The following is a 17,481-nucleotide window of genomic DNA, read 5'->3' as shown; positions in this document are numbered from 1 at the left end:
GCCGAGCCGTCGGGAGTGCCCGGGGCGTCAGGAGCAGCCGAGCCGCCAGCGGCGTCCGGGCAGTCGGGGCTGTCCCGGGCGTCGGGGGTCTCCGAACCGGCGACCACGCCCGGGGAGGCCCGGCCGGTGTCGGCCGAGAGGCCCGCGAAGGCTCGGCCGGACGACGGTTCCGGGGCGCCACCGACCGGCGCGGGCCCGCGGGAGCCCGAGCGCCCCGGGGTCCCGCAGCCGCGCTCCACCGCACCGCAGCCTTCGACGCCCGGGCCGCCGGAACCCCCGAGGGTCCCCGCCTACGCGCAGCAGGTGCGGCCGGCGCAGCCCAATCCGTGGGGGCAGACCAAGCAGACTCCTTCGGAGATCTCGCGGCTCCGCCCGGTCACGCCGGCAGCCATTCCGGGCGCCACGCTCTGGGCCGTACTCGCCACCGGACTGCTCAGTGCCCTGCTGCTCGGCGAGGGCATCGGCCTGAACCTGCTCGTCGTGGCGCTTCCCGCAGCGCTCGCGGCGTATTTCGCCGCCCGCGCGACGGCACGCCGGCTGCGCCCCTGGACCGCTGTCTGGGCGGTCGGCGGGCTGGCTCTGCTCGTCGTCCCCGCACTCCGCGACGCGGGCTGGCCGAGCTTCCTCGCCATCGTGTCCGCCTTCGCCCTCGGCTCGCTCGCGCTGCACGGCAGCCGTAGCTGGCTCGGGATATTTCTCGGCTCGCTGGGCCTGCTCACCTCCGTCGCCGAAGCGCTGGGCTGGGGCGCCCGCGGTGTACGCGACCGGATGTCGGGCTCCCGGGGCCGCTGGGGCGTGGCCTTCAGGTCCACGGTCGTGGCGGTCGTCCTGCTCGTGGTGTTCGGGGCGCTCTTCGCGAGCGCCGACGCCGCGTTCGCCGATGTACTCGGCAGCCTGATCCCCGATGTGTCCGTCGGCGACGGGCCGTGGCGGTTCTTCCTCGGCGCGCTCGGCCTCGTCGGCGCGCTCGCCGCCGCGTACACCGCTGCGGCCCCCGTGCGCTGGGACGGGCTGACGGTACGTCCGGGGAAGGCGCGCGGGCGGCTGGAATGGGCCCTGCCGCTGGTCGTCCTGAACCTGCTCTTCGCCGCCTTCCTCGCCATTCAGCTCACGGTGCTCCTCGGCGGGTACGACAAGGTGATGGCGGAGACCGATCTCAGCTACTCCGAGTACGCCCGCGAGGGATTCTGGCAGCTGCTCTGGGCCACGCTGCTCACTCTGCTGGTCATCGCGCTCGCACTGCGCTGGGCGCCGCGCGGCGGAGCACGCGACCGTACGCTCGTCCGCGGAGTGCTCGGCACGTTGTGCCTGCTCACACTCGTCGTCGTCGCCTCCGCGTTGCGACGCATGGACCTCTACGTCGATGCGTACGGCCTGACGAGGCTGCGGATTTCCGTGGCAGCGGTCGAGCTGTGGCTGGGTGTGGTGCTCGTACTGATCATGGCAGCCGGTGTCTTCGGCGCGAAGCTGCTGCCGCGAGCCGTCGCGGCGAGCGCGGCCGTGGGCGTCCTGGCCTTCGGACTGATCTCGCCCGACGGCCTGATCGCGGAACAGAACGTCGAGCGCTACCACCGCAGCGATCACTCGATCGACATCGAGTACCTCAGCGGCCTCTCGGCCGATGCCGTGCCCGCCCTCGACACCCTGCCGGAGCCGCTGCGCTCCTGCGCCCTGGAGAAGATCCAGCGGACGCTGCGTGACTCGGACGAGCCCTGGTATGCCACGAGTTGGGGCGAGGCGAGGGCTCGGGACATCCTCGGGGACCGGGACCCCGCGTTCAGTGCGCGCGACTGCCGTGGGCTGGGGGCGGGGGAGAACGGGAGCGAACGCGAGGGCGTGGACGACTCCTACGACCCGTACGACCCGTACTGATCGGCAGAGTGCACCGCACCGGGCGCGGGCCGTCCCCTCGGGGGCGGCCCGCGCCCGGTGCGATCCGGCTCCGGGTGCTAAGCGGCCGGTCCCCCCGCAGACGCCTTTCCGCTCAGTGCCTCCAGATCGCTCTTGCGCACCCGGATCACCAACAGTGCGGTCAGCAGGGCGAGGCCGGCCATGGCCACCGCGGCGAGGAACGCGGTCGAGATGCCCTGGGAGAGCACGGCGTGGCCCCAGCTCCCGGGCAGTTCCTGCGTCTTGCCGAACTCCGCCTTCTGCTCCGGCGAGGCCTGCGCCAGGAACTGCGGAACCTGCTTCTCCGCCTCGGTGCGGCTCGCCGTACCGAAGACCGTGACCAGGATGGAGAGGCCCAGCGAACCGCCGACCTGCTGGCTCGCGTTGAGGAGGCTGGAGGCTGCCCCGGCCTCGTGCTGGGCGACTCCGGAGACCGCCGTCAGGGTGAGAGTCACGAAGTTCAGCCCCATGCCGAAGCCGAACACGAGCATCGGGCCCAGGACCCCGGACAGGTAGGAACTGTCCGGCGAGATGAACGTGAGCCAGACCAGACCCACACCGGTGAGCGCCGAGCCCGTGACCATGAAGGGCTTCGGTCCGAGCACCGGGAGGAACCGCTGTGAGAGTCCCGCTCCCACGATGATCGCGACGGTCACCGGCAGGAAGGCAAGGCCCGATTCGATGGGGCTGTACGCCAGTACGTTCTGCACGAACAGCACGATGAAGAAGAACATGCCGAACATGGCCGCGGCCAGGCAGAGCATGATCACGTACGTTCCGGAACGATTGCGGTCGGCGAACATCCGCAGCGGAGTGATCGGTTCCTTGGCGCGCATCTCGATGAGGACGAACGAGGCGAGCAGGATCACCGCGGCGCCGAACGAGCCCAGGGTGAGGGAGTCCCGCCAGCCCTCCTCGGAGGCCCGGATGAACCCGTACACGAGCGAGGCCATTCCGAGCGTCGAGGTCAGTGCCCCCGAGATGTCGAAGCGGCCCGGATGTTTCTTCGACTCATTGATGTACAGCGGCGCCAGGACGGCGATCAGCACACCGATCGGCACGTTGACGAAGAAGACCCAGCGCCAGTCGAGCCATTCGGTGAGCAGCCCGCCCGCCAGCAGGCCGATCGCCCCGCCGCCGGCGGATACCGCGGCGAAGACACCGAACGCGCGGTTGCGCTCGGGGCCTTCCGGGAACGTGGTGGTGATCAGGGCCAGTGACGTCGGCGAGGCGATGGCGCCACCGATGCCCTGGAGTGCGCGGGCCGCGAGCAACTGCCAGGGTTCCTGGGCGAATCCGCCCAGCAGCGAGGCCAGTGTGAAGACCAGGATGCCTGTCATGAAGACGCGGCGGCGGCCCAGAATGTCTCCGGCGCGGCCGCCGAGAAGCAGCAGGCCGCCGAAGGTGAGCGTGTAGGCGCTGAGGACCCAGGAGAGATCGGTGGTCGAGAAGCTGAGCGCATCCTGGATGTGCGGGAGGGCGATGTTGACGATCGTGGAGTCGAGCACAACCATCAACTGGCAGGCGGCGATGACGGCCAGGGCGACCCCCGGGCGTCCCTGCCGTCGTGCTGCGCCCGGTGCGCTTTGTGCTTCTAACTGAGAGGTTGTCACTATGGGTCCCCCACAAGTGAATTAGTGAACGGATCCGTTCACTGTCGCGTCAACGTTAGTGAGTCCCCTTCAGTGAACGCAAGCGTTCACTGAATCCTTCGTTGTCGTGCCGCGTCCGGATCCCGCCGTCCGGTCCGGGGCCTGCTCAGTCCCGGGCCGATCCGTTGCGACGCCCGTCCAGCCACTGTCCGCCCGGTCCTGAGCGCCGGCCGGTGCGGGCGTGCCGACCTGTTCCGATGGAGAGAAGCTCATGGTTACTTCGCGATCGGCCGCCGCCGCCCGGCAGCCGGTGGTGTCCCTGCGCCGCCGCGGGCCCGTGCTCGAACGCGCGATCCTCGATGCCGCGCTGGAGCGGCTGAGTACGGTCGGCTGGAGCGGGCTGACGATGGAGGGCGTCGCGGCCGGTGCCCAGACGGGCAAGGCCGCGATCTACCGGCGCTGGCCCTCCAAGGAGGACCTGGTCGCGGACGCGCTGCGCAGCGCCCTGCCGGCCATCAGTGATGCGCCGGACTACGGGAACATCCGCGAGGACCTCTACCAGCTGTGCTGCGGACTCCGTGACGCCATGCTCTCCAAGTCGGGCTCCGCGCTGCGAGCAGTCCTTCACGAATGTGATGCGGACACGGCCGAACGGTTCCAGTCGGTGATCCTCAATGGTGTGATCGGGCCGACGACCGCTCTCATCAGAGAAGTGGTGAGCAGGGGTGTCGATCGCGGCGAGGTGCGTGCCGACGCGCTGCGCGGGCTGGCTTTCGATGTCATCCCCGCGATGATGATGTATCGCAGCAAGGTGTGCGGAAGTGAATGGACCGATGAGGACATCGCCGACCTGATCGATCAGGTCGCGGTCCCGTTCTTCCGCGCCGACCCGCGCTGAGGCTTCCGCGTCGCGCCTCGCTCCACGTCCCGTACGAGGGGCCTCCACGTCTCTGCGCGAGGGGCTTCCACGTCTCTTGCCGAGGGGCTTCCACGTCTTCGCGTGAAGGGCCTCCCCGTCCCCGTCCGGCGCCGGGTTGCCGGACGGGGACGGCCCAGGTGCGCCCCGGGGTGTTCTGGACGCCCCCATCGGCGTACGCTTGCTGGCGCCATGCCGTACGAACCACCCACGCACACCGTCGAGCGCTCACTGCGCGCCACCACCGGTGCCAAGACCATCGCCGGTGTCGATGAGGTCGGACGCGGAGCGTGGGCCGGACCGGTCACCGTGTGTGCCGCGGTCACCGGCCTCCGTAAGCCGCCTCCCGGGCTCACCGACTCCAAGCTGATCAGCCCGAAGCGCCGCGCGGAGCTCGCGCCGCTGCTGGAGCGCTGGGTCACCGCGTACGCCCTCGGCGACGCCACACCGCAGGAGATCGATGAGCTCGGAATGACCGCAGCGCTCCGGCTTGCCGCCGTGCGGGCCCTGGAAGCGCTGCCGGTGCGACCCGACGCGGTGATCCTGGACGGCAAACACGACTACCTGGGCCCGCCCTGGCAGGTGCGCACGGTCATCAAGGGCGACCAGTCCTGCATCGCGGTTGCCGCGGCTTCGGTGATCGCGAAGGTCCGCAGGGACGCCGTGATGGCCGAACTGGGCGCGGATTCCGGCGAGTACGCGGACTTCGCCTTCGCTGCCAACGCCGGCTACCCGTCCCCTGTGCACAGGGCCGCGCTGGAGGAGCAGGGCCCCACCGCCCATCACCGCCTCTCGTGGTCCTACCTCGACGCGCTGCCCAGGTGGCAGCACCTCAAGAAGGTCCGCTTCTCCGCCGAGGCGGCCGCACTGGAAAGCGGGGGCCAGCTCGGCTTCGACTTCTGATCGCGCACATGTGCCCACCCGCTGATGCCTCGCGCGTCGGCGTTTGATAGACAACCACCCATGCCTCTCATCCCCGAGGAGCCTCAGATTCACGAGAGCGCCCAGGGTCCCCGCGCCACGCCGGCCACCGGCCGCACCGCGTCGACCCCCCGTCCCGTACCCGGTCCGCGTTCCGCGGCCATGCCGCGCCCCGGTCGTCCGGGTCCCGGCCCCGCGAGGCCCGCGCCCCCGGCGCCGCGCCCGCACTCCAACTCCGTCCGGCCCCAGGCGGCCCGGCCGGAGAATCGTTCCGCACCCCAGCTCCAGGTGATCCCTGCCGCGGTCGAAGGTGCGCTCGACGCCGCCGACGAGGCGGTGGACCTGCTGCTCGACTCCGGCCGAGCACCCGGCGACATCCTGGTGCTCACCACTGGTGAGCAGCACCCGTGGGCGACGCACGAGCTCTCCTTCGGTGAAGCCGCCTACTGGGCACAGCACGAAGCGGGCGACGACGTGTTCTTCGCCGGTGCCGCAGCGGCGGACCGGGTGACGTCGCGACCGGTGGTGATCATCGCGGTCAACGGTGCCGTCGACGACGACACCGCCGCCCGTGCGCTGTCCGCGGCGCAGAGCCGCGCCGGAGCCCTGCTGATCGTCTGCGGTGACCCGCAGCGGGTCACCGCCCTGCTCGGCGCGGGTGTCTGAGCTGCGGCGGATATCGCCGTGTTAGGTGTGGCTGTCCGAGCCGCACCGCCTGCCGGTCCGTGGTGACCCGGCTGCCCATCAGGGCGGCCGGGCCCAACGGCCCGGGTCAGCGAGCCGCGGTGCGGTTCAACGCCTGGACCGCGCCGCCGCCCGTGCGCAGAGGGCCAGGGTCCTGGCCCCGCGCGGTGTCCGCGAGAGCGGACGGCTGCGACGTGGAGTTGGGGCGACGGCCACCGCGCCCCTCGCCGAGCACCTGCCAGCCGCCGCGGGTCAGCGTGATGTACGCGCCGCACCGCAACCCGTGCAGGGTGCAGGCGTCGCGCAGCCCCCACATCCAGGCCCCGTCCTCCTCCGTCCAACGCTCGTCCCCCTCGCGGCAGTAGAGCAGTACCGCGGTACGGACGGGAGTGCGGCGGCGGAGATCGTGCGGGATGACGCGGCGCAGGTGCGCCAGCAGGGAGTTACGGAATTCCCAGCCGTCCGCCGTCACCGAACGACGGGCGAACGAGGCGCTGGCCGTCAGGCGTTCCTCGTGGTCGAGCACGGCGACGACCGCGGTTTGCGGGGTCGGCCGGTGCCTGGCGTGCAGACCGCTGACCACCTCGCGCGGGCTGCGCAGCAGCGGTATGCCCGCCGCTGCCCACTCGGCCGGTTCGAGCATTCTGCCCAGGCGGTTGGCGGAGTCGGCGGCCGGCGACATGGAAGTGGCTGCGGACGGAGCGAATCCGAAGGTCACGGTCCTCCCTTCGCATACGCGCCCACGATGCGGGCAGGGTCGGGTGAGGGCGCGCCGCGGCACAGCCCTTCCGGGCCCGCGAATAGACCGTGCGGGGAGCGAGTCCAATTCTTCCTGGCGTATCGGCAGGCGGCAACGAGCAATTGGCGCAGCTGACGGTAATCAGCCGTAATGACACGGATATCCCTGCCCAGTCCGGCAACGGATGACGCCACCTGTCACGCCTGAACGGCGAGGACCAGCGGAAACACGCCGTCAGCGCCGGCCCGCCGCAGAAGCCGGGCGGCTACCGCGAGGGTCCAGCCGGTGTCCGAGAGATCGTCCACGAGCAGGACGGGCCCGTCGGCCGCCGCCAGGGCCTCGGCCAGCTCGGGCCCCACGACGAGCCGCTCATGGAGTGACCGGACCCGCTGGGCGCTGTTGGTCTGCGAGATCCGGGCCCCTTCGGCTCCCGGAGCATGGCCGACGCTGCCCAGCAGTGGCATTCGCCCGATCTCGGCGATACGGCTGCCGAGGGACTGGATGAGCTGCGGCCTGCTGTACGAGGCCACGGTGACGACGCCGACCGGCCGGGGGACGGCGTCCACCGCACCGGGCGCCCAGCCCCCCGGCCCCCTGGCCCAGTCGGCCAGCACGGTCACCACGGCTTCGGCCACATCGTCCGGTACCGGAGCGTCCGGCGCCTGGGCCGCGAGCATGGGGCGCAGCCTGTTGCCCCAGCCGATATCGGAGAGGCGTCCCAGTGCCCGGCCGGTGCCGGACAACTCGCCTGCGGGGATCCGGCCCTTGAGATCGACGCCCACCGCGGCCAGGCCGGTCGGCCACATCTTGCGGGGTTCCACCTCGACGCCGGGCCGGCCGAGCTCGCCCCGCGCGGTGTCCAGGGCGGCCGCGGAGACGGCCTCGTCGAAACGGGCTCCGGCACAGTTGTCACAACGTCCGCATGCGGTCGCTTCCTCGTCGTCCAACTGGCGGCGAAGGAACTCCATCCGGCAGCCGTCCGTCGTCGCGTAGTCGCGCATCGCCTGCTGCTCGGTGGCCCGCTGGCGCGCCACCCAGGCGTACCGCTCGGAGTCGTAGACCCAGGGCTCGCCCGTGGCGACCCAGCCCCCCTTGACCCGGCGGACCGCGCCGTCGACGTCGAGCACCTTGAGCATGGTCTCCAGGCGGGTGCGCCGCAGGTCGACCAGCGGTTCCAGAGCGGGCAGCGAGAGCGGCCGGCCCGCCTGGGCCAGCGCATCGATCGTGCGCCGGACCTGCTCCTCCGGGGGGAAGGCGACCGACGCGAAGTACTGCCAGATCGCTTCGTCCTCCTTGCCCGGGAGCAACAACACCTCGGCGTGCTCGACACCGCGGCCCGCACGGCCCACCTGCTGGTAGTACGCGATGGGGGAGGAGGGCGAGCCCAGGTGGACGACGAAGCCGAGGTCGGGCTTGTCGAATCCCATGCCCAGCGCGGAGGTCGCCACCAGGGCCTTGACGCGGTTGGCGAGCAGATCGTCCTCGGCCTGCTGCCGGTCGGCGTTCTCCGTACGGCCGGTGTACGAGGCGACGGTATGACCGCACTGGCGGAGGTACGCGGTGATCTCCTCGGCCGCCGCGACCGTCAGGGTGTAGATGATCCCCGAACCGGGGAGTTCTTTGAGGTGGTCGCCGAGCCAGGCCAGCCGGTGCGCGGCATTGGGCAGTTGCAGGACACCGAGGCTGAGGCTCTCCCGGTCCAGCGGCCCGCGCAGGACCAGCGCGTCCGTCCCCGCGCCTGTGCCCAGCTGTTCCGCGACGTCAGCTGTCACGCGGGCATTGGCGGTGGCGGTGGTCGCGAGCACGGGCACGCCTGCGGGCAGATCGGCGAGCATGGTCCGAAGCCGCCGGTAGTCGGGCCGGAAGTCGTGGCCCCAGTCGGAGATGCAGTGCGCCTCGTCGACCACGAGCAGCCCGGTCGCGGCGGCGAGCCTGGGCAGGACCTGGTCGCGGAAATCGGGATTGTTGAGCCGCTCGGGGCTGACCAGCAGCACATCCACTTCGCCGGCGGCCACCTCGGCCTGCACGGTGTCCCACTCCTCGGTGTTGGACGAGTTGATCGTCCGCGCGCTGATGCCGGCCCTGGCCGCGGCCGCGACCTGGTTGCGCATCAGCGCCAGCAGGGGCGAGACGATCACGGTGGGCCCACTGCCCTGCGCGCGCAGCAGCGATGTGGCGACGAAGTACACGGCGGACTTTCCCCAGCCGGTCCGCTGAACGACCAGCGCTCTGCGCTTGTCGGCGACGAGTGCCTCGATGGCCCGCCACTGGTCCTCGCGCAGCCGGGCAGTGCCGGAGGCGTCCCCGACAAGTCGTGCCAGTACGGAATCGGCCGAAGCCCTGAGCTCTGTACGGTCTGCGTTGGTCATCCCCCCATGCAACCCGATGGGTACGACAAACCGCGAACGACCGCGCGGCCCCTGTGGATAAGTTATCCACAGGGGGTCGCGGAATTTGCCCGGCCGGGGGACGGTCATCCCATGAACAAGCACCACGAATCCACCGGCCCGTCCGACGAGCAGCAGATCACCCTGCGTGGGCCCGCAGAGCTGGCCGACGCCCTCCCGTATCTCATGGGATTCCATCCGAACGACAGCGTGGTCATGGTTGCCCTGCACGGCGGCCGTGGCCGCTTCGGCGGGCGCCTGAGGCTCGGTATTCCGCAGTCCGAGCAGGAGTGGCCATCCGTCGCCGAGCAGCTCGCCGAGTGCCTGATCAAGGGGAGCGAGCGGCGCGGCGGGCGACCGGACGCGATCGTCGTCTTCCTCTGCCAGGATCCTGCCGAAGGAGAATCCGGCAACCAGACCATGGAACGGCTGCGCCCCTTCGCCCAGCGGCTGCGGACCGCCTGCGGGGCATTGGACGTGCCCGTGCTCGAAGCTCTCTGCATCTCGGGCAACAGGTTCTGGTCCTACGTCTGCCCCGACGCCCGCTGCTGCCCGGCCGAGGGAAACCCGTTGGCGATGCCCGGCACCTCTGTGATGGCGGCGGCAGCGACGTACGCCGGTGTTCAGGTACGGGGATCGCTGCGCGAGATGGAGGCCAGGCTGACGCCCCAGTCGGGTGTGACAGGCCGGGAGCAGCAGCTGGCCCTGGACTCGGCCGGGTCCGCACTGGTGCCCAAACTCCTCGACGAGGAGAACCGCAGGGAGGTCAGCGACGCCACTCTGAAACTGGCCCGACGGCTCATGAAGCGCATCGGCCGGGCCCCGGCGGCAACGCCTTCGCTCTCCGACCTCAACGACGACCGGCTGATCAGCCATGAGGAGGCGGCCACGGCGATTCTGGGGCTCCAGGACCGGGAGACCCGGGACAGGGCCGCGGAGTGGATGGAAGGGCCCGAGGCGGAGTCCGCGCTGAGACTGTGGCGGGCGCTGGCGCGCCGCTGTGTCGCGCCGTACGAGGAGCATGCGGCGGCTCCGCTCACACTGGCGGGTTGGGTCTCGTGGTCGACCGGTGACGAGCCGGCGGCGAGGGTGGCACTGGGCCTCGCCCTGCGGCTGGATCCCGGATACACCTTTGCCCAGCTGCTGCACGAGGCCTGCAACCAGGGCCTCGATCCGGAGACGCTGCGACGCTGCCTGCGCGGTGAGCGCGGCACCCGGACGGTACGGCGCGGTCACGGTGCGGGACGGGTCGCGGGGGCCCGTCCGGTACAGGCACAGACAGCCGGGCAGCGCCGGACGCGGACCGGTTCCGCCCGGCCCGGTACGGCGCTGGGCCGACGCCGGGCCGGACAATCGCGCACCCAGGGGCGTCGCGGGACGAGGACCGGGCGATGAGCACGGTGCGGTGCCGGATCCCGGCACCGCACCGTCGGTCCCGCCGGGCGCCGTGACCGATGAACAGCATCACGAAGGGAGTGTTTATCGTCAGGCAGACGACTATGATCACGGCATGCCGCCCTACGACCCGTCGACCTTCCCGCCCTTCGCTGTCACCGTCGACCTGGTCGTGCTCACGGTGCGCCGTCACGCGCTCTGTGCCCTGGTGGTACGCCGAGGTGAGACGCCCTTCCAGGGCAGATGGGCGCTGCCCGGCGGTTTCGTCAGGGCCGACGAGGACCTGGGCGCCGCGGCGGCGCGCGAACTCGTCGAGGAGACGGGGCTGTGTGCACACGACCCGGCGACCCCCGCGGTCGGCAATGGGGCCCATCTCGAACAGCTCGCCACGTACGGCGACCCTGCGCGCGATCCTCGTATGAGGGTCGTCAGCGTCGCCCATCTCGCACTGGCCCCTGATCTGCCCGCACCGCGGGCGGGCGGTGACGCGAACAGTGCGCGCTGGGCCCCGGTCGAGGACCTGCTCGGGCCGGAGGGAGGCTACGGACGGGACGGCGAGAGTCAGGCGCCTCTGGCTTTCGACCATGCCCGGATTCTCGCCGACGGCGTGGAGCGGGCCCGTTCCAAGATCGAGTACTCCTCACTGGCCACCGCTTTCTGCCCGCCCGCATTCACCGTCGGTGAGCTGCGCCGGGTGTACGAGGCGGTGTGGGGCGTGGTGCTCGATCCGAGGAACTTCCATCGCAAGGTGACGGGTACGCCCGGCTTCCTGGTGCCCGCCGGCGGCACGACCACCAGGCAGGGGGGCCGTCCCGCCCAGTTGTTCCGGTCGGGTTCGGCCACAGTGCTGAATCCGCCGATGCTGCGGCCTGAGGTCTGACCCTTGAGGGCTGATGCCCGAGGTGTGGCTTTGGCGTAGTTCCTTCCGGGCCGACGGGTGAGGTGTGGCTTTGGGGTGGCTCCCCTCCGGGCCGAGGGCCGATGGCCGATGTCTGAGGGGGCGATGGTCAAGGGGGGTGCGGGTTCACTCGGAGGTATGCGGGTTCGCCGGAACGCCGTGGAGCCAGCGTTGCGCTAAAAGTCCGATATGTCGGGTTATCGTGCTGCGGTACCTTCTGCCGTCGAGCGGCCTCACCTCCTGCGAGAGAAGCGATGCTCCAGGCCATCGGACTCACCAGCGCCCGCCACCGCGGAGTTTTGCCCGCCGTGGACGACCTCACGTTCGAAGCAGGATCCGGCTGCGTCACTGCACTGCTGGGCCCGCCCGGTTCCGGCAAGACCTCGGCCCTGCGGCTGATGCTCGAACTTGAGCCGGGACGGGGCATCACGTACTTCCGGGGCAGACCGCTGCATCGCGTGGCGCACCCGGCACGGGAAGTGGGGGTGCTGCTCGGGGACGTACCGGGGCACCCCGCCCGTACCGCCCGCGGGCAGCTCCGCATGCTCTGCGCCGCTGCCGGAGTCCCCGCATCCCGGGCCGATACCCTGCTCGACACCGTCGGTCTCGCCGGGCTGGGGGACCAGCGCATCGGCACGCTCTCCCCGGGCATGGACCGCAGGCTGGCACTCGCCTCCGCGCTGCTCGGCGACCCGCACACCCTGATCCTCGACGAACCCGCGGAAGGGCTCACCGCGCGGGAGGCCGACTGGCTGCACGGGATGCTCAGGTCCCATGCCGATCAGGGCGGCACGGTTCTGTACACCACGCAGGATCCCAAGGAGGCCGCCCGGTCGGCCGGTCACGTGGTGACCATCGACACCGGACGCCTGGTCGCCGACCAGGACGGCGTGGACTTCTCCCGCACCCGTCTGCGTCCTCGTGTCGCGGTCCGTTCCCCGCACGCCGCCCGCCTGGCTGCGATCGTCAGCCGCGAGGCACGCGCCGCCCGGCGCTCCGTCGAAGTCGTCACCGAAGCGAGCAGCAGCCGCCTCTCCGTCTACGGGAGCAGCTGCGCGGAAATCGGGGACGCGGCGTTCCGGCATGGCCTTCCCATTCATCAGCTCGCGGACGAGGTCGGCGACACCAAGCCCGGCGACAGCTCCGGCCCTGTTCGCTCCGTCGCCACATCCGGGCCCCTCTGTGAAGGTCCCGGCTCCTCGGCGGAAGCCGGTGCTGCCCCCGCCACCGCTGCCGGCGTTCCCGAGCCCGGTGTGCGCCCGGCCGTGAACTCCGGCGCGGCGCAGCTGCCGCCGCCGATCAGGCGGCGACCGGCCCGCGGCCCGCTGCGCCCGGTGCGATACGAACTGCGTCGCCTCTTCGGGGTCAGGACCACGACGCTGATCGTCGTCGTAGCCCTCGTCGCCTCGGCGGCGCTGTCCCTCCTGCTCGCCCGTAACGGCCGTACTCCGCTGCCGAACGTACTGGCCGCCTGGCCTTCGCTGTTGCCGCTGCCCCCCGCCGCGCTCGGTGCCGGGCTGCTCGGTGCCCTCTCCTTCGGCGACGAGTTCCGCTACCCCGCACTTGCCGCCGGCCGTGGCACCGTCCCTCGCCGGATCGGGCTGCTCCTCGCCAAACTGGCCGTGTCGGCGGGCGTCGCCCTGTTGCTGGCACTGCTTGCCATGCTGGCCTCGGCCGAGTCCCTCCGCCTCGTGTACGGCGGGGGCTTGGTCCGGGTCCCCTCGAATGCGATGTCATTGGCCGCGAGTTGGTCGGGTCTGACGGTGGGCTGCGCCTGGGCCGGATTGCTTGCTGCCGGGATCTTCCGTGTGACAGCGGCCGGTGTTGCCGCCGTGCTTGCCGTTCCTGTGCTGATGGTTCCACTCATCCAGGCGATGCCGAAGGTGCCGACCGCCCGTTCGATGGGCGGATTCCCGGGCCGGCTCAGAGGACTGGCCTGGCTGCAGTGGCCGCACGAAGTGGACCGGTGGGCGCTGGCTGGGGTGAGGGTCGTGGCGCATCCCGTGGGAACTGCGCTGACCTTGTCGTTGTCGGTCCTTGTCTGCGCGTATCTGTTCACGAGCCTCCGCGGCAGAGTGCGTTGGTGATCGCCGGAGGGGTTCTGCGTGGACGGGCAACCGCAACTCCATTGGAAATGCCCGTTTTATACCATTAAGGCGTCAATTGTGGGGTGAGTGACGATCACCCTTTCGTGTGCTTTTCACCAAAGACCTCAAGAGGTGGGTGAGCCGCGCCGACAAAGGATGCGTGAGTACCCTTGCGCACACCATGATGACCGCCGCCCGCGCCGTCGACACCGGCATCGCCGGCCCGGGCGAACTCGACCGTTACACCTATGCGGAGGCGTCGACCGGCGAACGTGCCGCCGTCCGGCCCTGGGACGGCCCTGATACCGAGCTCGGCCGCATGAGCCGACGGGGATCGGCCAGCCGGGGCCGTGGCCTGCACGGCCAGCTGGTTCAGCAGCTGGGTCAGATGATCGTTTCCGGTGACCTCGGTGCGGACCGGCCCCTGGTTCCGGAGGAGATCGGTCAGCGATTCGAGGTCTCCCGCACCGTTGTGCGGGAGTCGCTGCGCGTGCTGGAGGCCAAGGGCCTGGTCAGTGCCCGGCCCAATGTGGGCACTCGGGTCCGGCCGGTCAGCGACTGGAACCTGCTCGATCCCGACATCATCGAATGGCGCGCGTTCGGCCCGCAGCGCGACGACCAGCGTCGCGAGCTGGGTGAGCTCCGGTGGACGATCGAACCTCTGGCCGCCCGGCTGGCCGCCGGTCATGGGCGTGAGGATCTTCAGCAGCGGATCGGCGACATGGTCGAGATCATGGGGCACGCCCTCGGGCAGGGTGATGCGATCACCTGCGCGCGCGCCGACGCGGAATTCCACTCCCTGCTCATCCAGGCCGCGGGCAACCGCATGCTGGAGCACCTTTCCGGCATCGTTTCCGCCGCTCTTCAGGTCTCCGGGGGCCCGGTCACCGGTTGCGACCGGCCGAACGAGGCCTCTCTCGGGCATCACGCGAGCATCGTCGACGCCCTGGCGGCCGGCGACTCCGCAGGCGCCGAGGCGGCCATGCGCCAGTTGCTCGTCGTCCACCCCGAGGTGGAGCGAGTGGTGCCGGGGCCGCGCGAGCAGCACTGACCGCAGCGCGGTCAGGGTGTACGAGCCATGTGTCGCCGGACCCCCACGGTCCGGCGGCACAATTGCGGGGGATGTCACCCATGGTCGTGTTCGTCGCAAATGAGGTGTGACTCGGGCCACGCGGATTGGGCGTAACACTCCTCGAAACAGCGCGATGACTTAAGAGGTGACCGCCGCGGAAGGAATACAGCAGCCATTGAGCGCGCTGTGCAGTTCTGAGGCCTAACCCGCGCCGTCGGTACATACCCAGCCCGACGGTCGTCGGTTCCAGCCCTCTCAGGGCCGGGCCGGAAGCCGTTTCCATCGTTCCGAGAGGTTGTTCGTGTCGGCCAGCACATCCCGTACGCTCCCGCCGGAGATCGCCGAGTCCGAATCTGTCATGGCGCTCATCGAGCGGGGAAAGGCTGATGGGCAGATCGCCGGCGATGACGTGCGTCGGGCCTTCGAGGCTGACCAGATTCCGCCAACCCAGTGGAAGAACGTTCTGCGCAGCCTCAACCAGATCCTCGAGGAAGAGGGTGTGACGCTGATGGTCAGTGCCGCGGAGCCGTCGAAGCGCGCCCGCAAGAGCGTCGCAGCGAAGAGCCCGGTCAAGCGCACCGCCACCAAGACCGTCGCGGCCAAGACGACCGTGACGCGGACCGTCGCGGCCACTGCCGCCCCGTCGGCCGAGACCGTGGACGCGGTGGCCGATGACGCCGCAGCGGCCGCGCCTGCGAAGAAGGCGGCAGCCAAGAAGACGGCTGCCAAGAAGACCGCCGTGAAGAAGACGGCGGCGAAGAAGACCGCGTCGAAGAAGGCCGGCAAGCAGGACGACGAGATCCTCGACGGCGACGACGCCGCCGAGGAAGTCAAGGCCGGCAAGGGTGAGGAAGAGGAGGGCGAGGGCGAGAACAAGGGCTTCGTCCTCTCCGACGACGACGAGGACGACGCACCTGCGCAGCAGGTCGCCGTCGCCGGCGCCACGGCCGACCCGGTCAAGGACTACCTGAAGCAGATCGGCAAGGTCCCGCTCCTCAACGCCGAGCAGGAGGTCGAGCTCGCCAAGCGCATCGAGGCGGGCCTGTTCGCCGAGGACAAGCTGGCGAACGCGGACAAGCTCGCTCCCAAGCTCAAGCGCGAGCTGGAGATCATCGCCGAGGACGGCCGCCGGGCCAAGAACCACCTGCTGGAGGCCAACCTCCGTCTCGTGGTCTCGCTGGCCAAGCGCTACACCGGCCGCGGCATGCTCTTCCTGGACCTGATCCAGGAGGGCAACCTCGGTCTGATCCGTGCCGTCGAGAAGTTCGACTACACCAAGGGCTACAAGTTCTCCACGTACGCCACCTGGTGGATCCGTCAGGCGATCACCCGCGCCATGGCCGACCAGGCCCGCACCATCCGTATCCCGGTGCACATGGTCGAGGTCATCAACAAGCTCGCGCGCGTGCAGCGCCAGATGCTCCAGGACCTGGGCCGTGAGCCCACCCCGGAGGAGCTGGCCAAGGAACTCGACATGACCCCCGAAAAGGTCATCGAGGTCCAGAAGTACGGCCGCGAGCCGATCTCCCTCCACACCCCGCTGGGTGAGGACGGGGACAGCGAGTTCGGTGACCTGATCGAGGACTCCGAGGCCGTCGTCCCGGCCGACGCGGTCAGCTTCACGCTCCTCCAGGAGCAGCTGCACTCGGTGCTCGACACCCTCTCCGAGCGTGAGGCGGGCGTGGTCTCCATGCGCTTCGGTCTCACCGACGGACAGCCGAAGACGCTGGACGAGATCGGCAAGGTCTACGGCGTGACGCGTGAGCGCATCCGTCAGATCGAGTCCAAGACGATGTCCAAGCTGCGCCACCCGTCGCGCTCGCAGGTCCTGCGTGACTATCTCGACTAGGTCGTTCAGCGCGTAGGCCGAGGGCCCGGATCCGATGCGGATCCGGGCCCTCGGTTCTGTGCGGGTGCGAATCGGGGGCTGCGGAATGACTCTGGGTAGGCATAGTCCATCACAGAGTCAGGAGTAGGTATGTCCCGTACCGTCGTCCGCACCATGACCGGGGCGCTCGCCCTCACGGCCGCAACGGCTGTGATACCGCTCGCGTCGCCCGCCCCGGCGGTCGCGGACAGCATCGTCATCGGCGGCCAGCCCGCTCATGTCAAGGACAGTCCGTGGGTGGTGGCGCTCTCCAGCCGTGACCGGTTCGGAGGTACCCGGGCCGGCCAGTTCTGCGGCGCCGTCGTGGTCGGGCCGAAGAAGGTGCTGACGGCCGCGCACTGTCTGACCCGGGAGGCGCTGGGTGTCGATGTCGCCCAGGTACGCGATCTCCGGATCATCTCGGGCCGGGACGATCTGAATGGCACCGATGGCAAGGAGATCGCGGTGAGCGGGACCTGGGTCAATCCCGGTTTCGACGCCGCCACCAACAGCGGGGACGTCGCTGTGCTCACCCTCGCCGAGGCGCTGCCCGCACAGAGCGTGATCTCCATGGCGAAGACCGGTGACTCCGCGTACACCTCGGGCACGCCCGCAGCCGTTTACGGATGGGGCGATACGACCGGCAACGGCGACTACGCGACGTCGCTTCGCTTCGCGAAGGTGAGCGTGCTGCCGGACAGCTCGTGCGAGCGGGCCTACCCGGGAGGCAGGAGCGGCACGTACGACGCCTCCGCGATGCTCTGCGCGGGCGAACCTCAGGGCGGCTACGACGCCTGCCAGGGGGACAGCGGAGGGCCTCTGGTGGCCCAGGGGCGGCTCGTCGGCCTCGTGTCCTGGGGGAACGGGTGCGGCCTTGCGGGCAGCCCGGGCGTCTACACGCGGATCTCCGCCGCCATCGAGTGGATGGACGGGGCCGTCTGACCGGCAGGTCGGCGGGTATGAGAACGGGCGGCTCCCCTCAGGTGGGGAGCCGCCCGTCGGCCGGTGCGGGACCGGGCCCTGGCTCGTCGTG

13 protein-coding genes are annotated in these 17,481 nt (G+C 70.4%); 10 read left to right on the top strand and 3 right to left on the bottom strand.

What is annotated here, in order from left to right; all coding sequences use genetic code 11:
• Positions 1–303: 303 nt before the first annotated feature.
• On the top strand, positions 304–1,872 hold the full coding sequence (locus tag OG912_RS06035; RefSeq protein WP_443061075.1) for a DUF4153 domain-containing protein: 1,569 nt from the start codon (positions 304–306) through the stop codon (positions 1,870–1,872).
• A gap of 77 nt (positions 1,873–1,949) precedes the next feature.
• Here OG912_RS06035 and OG912_RS06030 read toward each other — a convergent pair whose 3' ends face one another.
• Positions 1,950–3,503: an MFS transporter gene (locus OG912_RS06030; RefSeq protein WP_327708509.1), complete on the bottom strand. Its 1,554-nt coding sequence runs from the start codon at positions 3,501–3,503 to the stop codon at positions 1,950–1,952.
• Positions 3,504–3,753: 250 nt separating this feature from the next.
• Here OG912_RS06030 and OG912_RS06025 point away from each other — a divergent pair, with 250 nt between their 5' ends.
• From OG912_RS06025 to OG912_RS06015, 3 genes are all read left to right on the top strand, one after another.
• Complete coding sequence (locus OG912_RS06025; protein ID WP_327708508.1) at positions 3,754–4,380, top strand: TetR/AcrR family transcriptional regulator; 627 nt, start codon at positions 3,754–3,756, stop codon at positions 4,378–4,380.
• A gap of 210 nt (positions 4,381–4,590) precedes the next feature.
• On the top strand, positions 4,591–5,301 hold the full coding sequence (locus tag OG912_RS06020) for a ribonuclease HII (protein ID WP_327708507.1): 711 nt from the start codon (positions 4,591–4,593) through the stop codon (positions 5,299–5,301).
• A gap of 60 nt (positions 5,302–5,361) precedes the next feature.
• Positions 5,362–5,985 carry a hypothetical protein gene (locus tag OG912_RS06015; protein WP_327708506.1) on the top strand — a complete coding sequence of 208 codons (624 nt, stop codon included), beginning with the start codon at positions 5,362–5,364 and terminating at the stop codon, positions 5,983–5,985.
• A 106-nt stretch (positions 5,986–6,091) separates the two neighbouring features.
• On the opposite strand, the gene OG912_RS06010 is transcribed toward OG912_RS06015, so the two are convergent.
• Entirely contained in the window at positions 6,092–6,721 is a 630-nt protein-coding gene (locus OG912_RS06010) for a hypothetical protein (protein ID WP_327708505.1), read from the bottom strand.
• Positions 6,722–6,939: 218 nt separating this feature from the next.
• The gene (locus OG912_RS06005; RefSeq protein ID WP_327708504.1) at positions 6,940–9,111 is read right to left on the bottom strand and encodes a RecQ family ATP-dependent DNA helicase; all 2,172 of its coding nucleotides are present in this window, start codon (positions 9,109–9,111) and stop codon (positions 6,940–6,942) included.
• A gap of 111 nt (positions 9,112–9,222) precedes the next feature.
• Between OG912_RS06005 and OG912_RS06000 the strand changes: the two genes are divergently transcribed.
• The 6 genes from OG912_RS06000 (at position 9,223) to OG912_RS05975 (ending at position 17,390) form a co-directional block, all read left to right on the top strand.
• On the top strand, positions 9,223–10,524 hold the full coding sequence (locus tag OG912_RS06000) for a DUF4192 domain-containing protein (protein WP_327708503.1): 1,302 nt from the start codon (positions 9,223–9,225) through the stop codon (positions 10,522–10,524).
• A 115-nt stretch (positions 10,525–10,639) separates the two neighbouring features.
• The gene (locus OG912_RS05995) at positions 10,640–11,404 is read left to right on the top strand and encodes an NUDIX hydrolase (protein WP_326739284.1); all 765 of its coding nucleotides are present in this window, start codon (positions 10,640–10,642) and stop codon (positions 11,402–11,404) included.
• Positions 11,405–11,676: 272 nt separating this feature from the next.
• Positions 11,677–13,509 (top strand): ABC transporter ATP-binding protein, encoded by a 1,833-nt coding sequence (locus tag OG912_RS05990; RefSeq protein ID WP_327708502.1) that lies wholly within the window; start codon positions 11,677–11,679, stop codon positions 13,507–13,509.
• Positions 13,510–13,690: 181 nt separating this feature from the next.
• Positions 13,691–14,560, top strand: coding sequence for a FadR/GntR family transcriptional regulator (locus OG912_RS05985; protein ID WP_327713350.1), 870 nt, complete (start codon positions 13,691–13,693; stop codon positions 14,558–14,560).
• Positions 14,561–14,882: 322 nt separating this feature from the next.
• Positions 14,883–16,430, top strand: a complete 1,548-nt coding sequence (locus OG912_RS05980) for an RNA polymerase sigma factor (RefSeq protein WP_326739286.1) — start codon at positions 14,883–14,885, stop codon at positions 16,428–16,430.
• A 129-nt stretch (positions 16,431–16,559) separates the two neighbouring features.
• Entirely contained in the window at positions 16,560–17,390 is an 831-nt protein-coding gene (locus tag OG912_RS05975) for a S1 family peptidase (protein ID WP_327708501.1), read from the top strand.
• Positions 17,391–17,481 lie beyond the last annotated feature (91 nt).

Source organism: Streptomyces sp. NBC_00464, assembly GCF_036013915.1.
Lineage (GTDB): Bacteria > Actinomycetota > Actinomycetes > Streptomycetales > Streptomycetaceae > Streptomyces.
This window is presented reverse-complemented; position numbering and strand designations above follow the sequence as displayed.

What these genes read in the sequence shown, in the direction of transcription:
- OG912_RS05995 (WP_326739284.1), top strand. Translation starts at nt 10,640, where the DNA reads ATGCCGCCCTACGACCCGTCGACCTTCCCGCCCTTCGCTGTCACCGTC.
- OG912_RS06005 (WP_327708504.1), bottom strand. Translation starts at nt 9,111, where the DNA reads ATGACCAACGCAGACCGTACAGAGCTCAGGGCTTCGGCCGATTCCGTA.
- OG912_RS06020 (WP_327708507.1), top strand. Translation starts at nt 4,591, where the DNA reads ATGCCGTACGAACCACCCACGCACACCGTCGAGCGCTCACTGCGCGCC.
- OG912_RS06000 (WP_327708503.1), top strand. Translation starts at nt 9,223, where the DNA reads ATGAACAAGCACCACGAATCCACCGGCCCGTCCGACGAGCAGCAGATC.
- OG912_RS05990 (WP_327708502.1), top strand. Translation starts at nt 11,677, where the DNA reads ATGCTCCAGGCCATCGGACTCACCAGCGCCCGCCACCGCGGAGTTTTG.
- OG912_RS05975 (WP_327708501.1), top strand. Translation starts at nt 16,560, where the DNA reads ATGTCCCGTACCGTCGTCCGCACCATGACCGGGGCGCTCGCCCTCACG.
- OG912_RS05985 (WP_327713350.1), top strand. Translation starts at nt 13,691, where the DNA reads ATGATGACCGCCGCCCGCGCCGTCGACACCGGCATCGCCGGCCCGGGC.
- OG912_RS06015 (WP_327708506.1), top strand. Translation starts at nt 5,362, where the DNA reads ATGCCTCTCATCCCCGAGGAGCCTCAGATTCACGAGAGCGCCCAGGGT.
- OG912_RS06025 (WP_327708508.1), top strand. Translation starts at nt 3,754, where the DNA reads ATGGTTACTTCGCGATCGGCCGCCGCCGCCCGGCAGCCGGTGGTGTCC.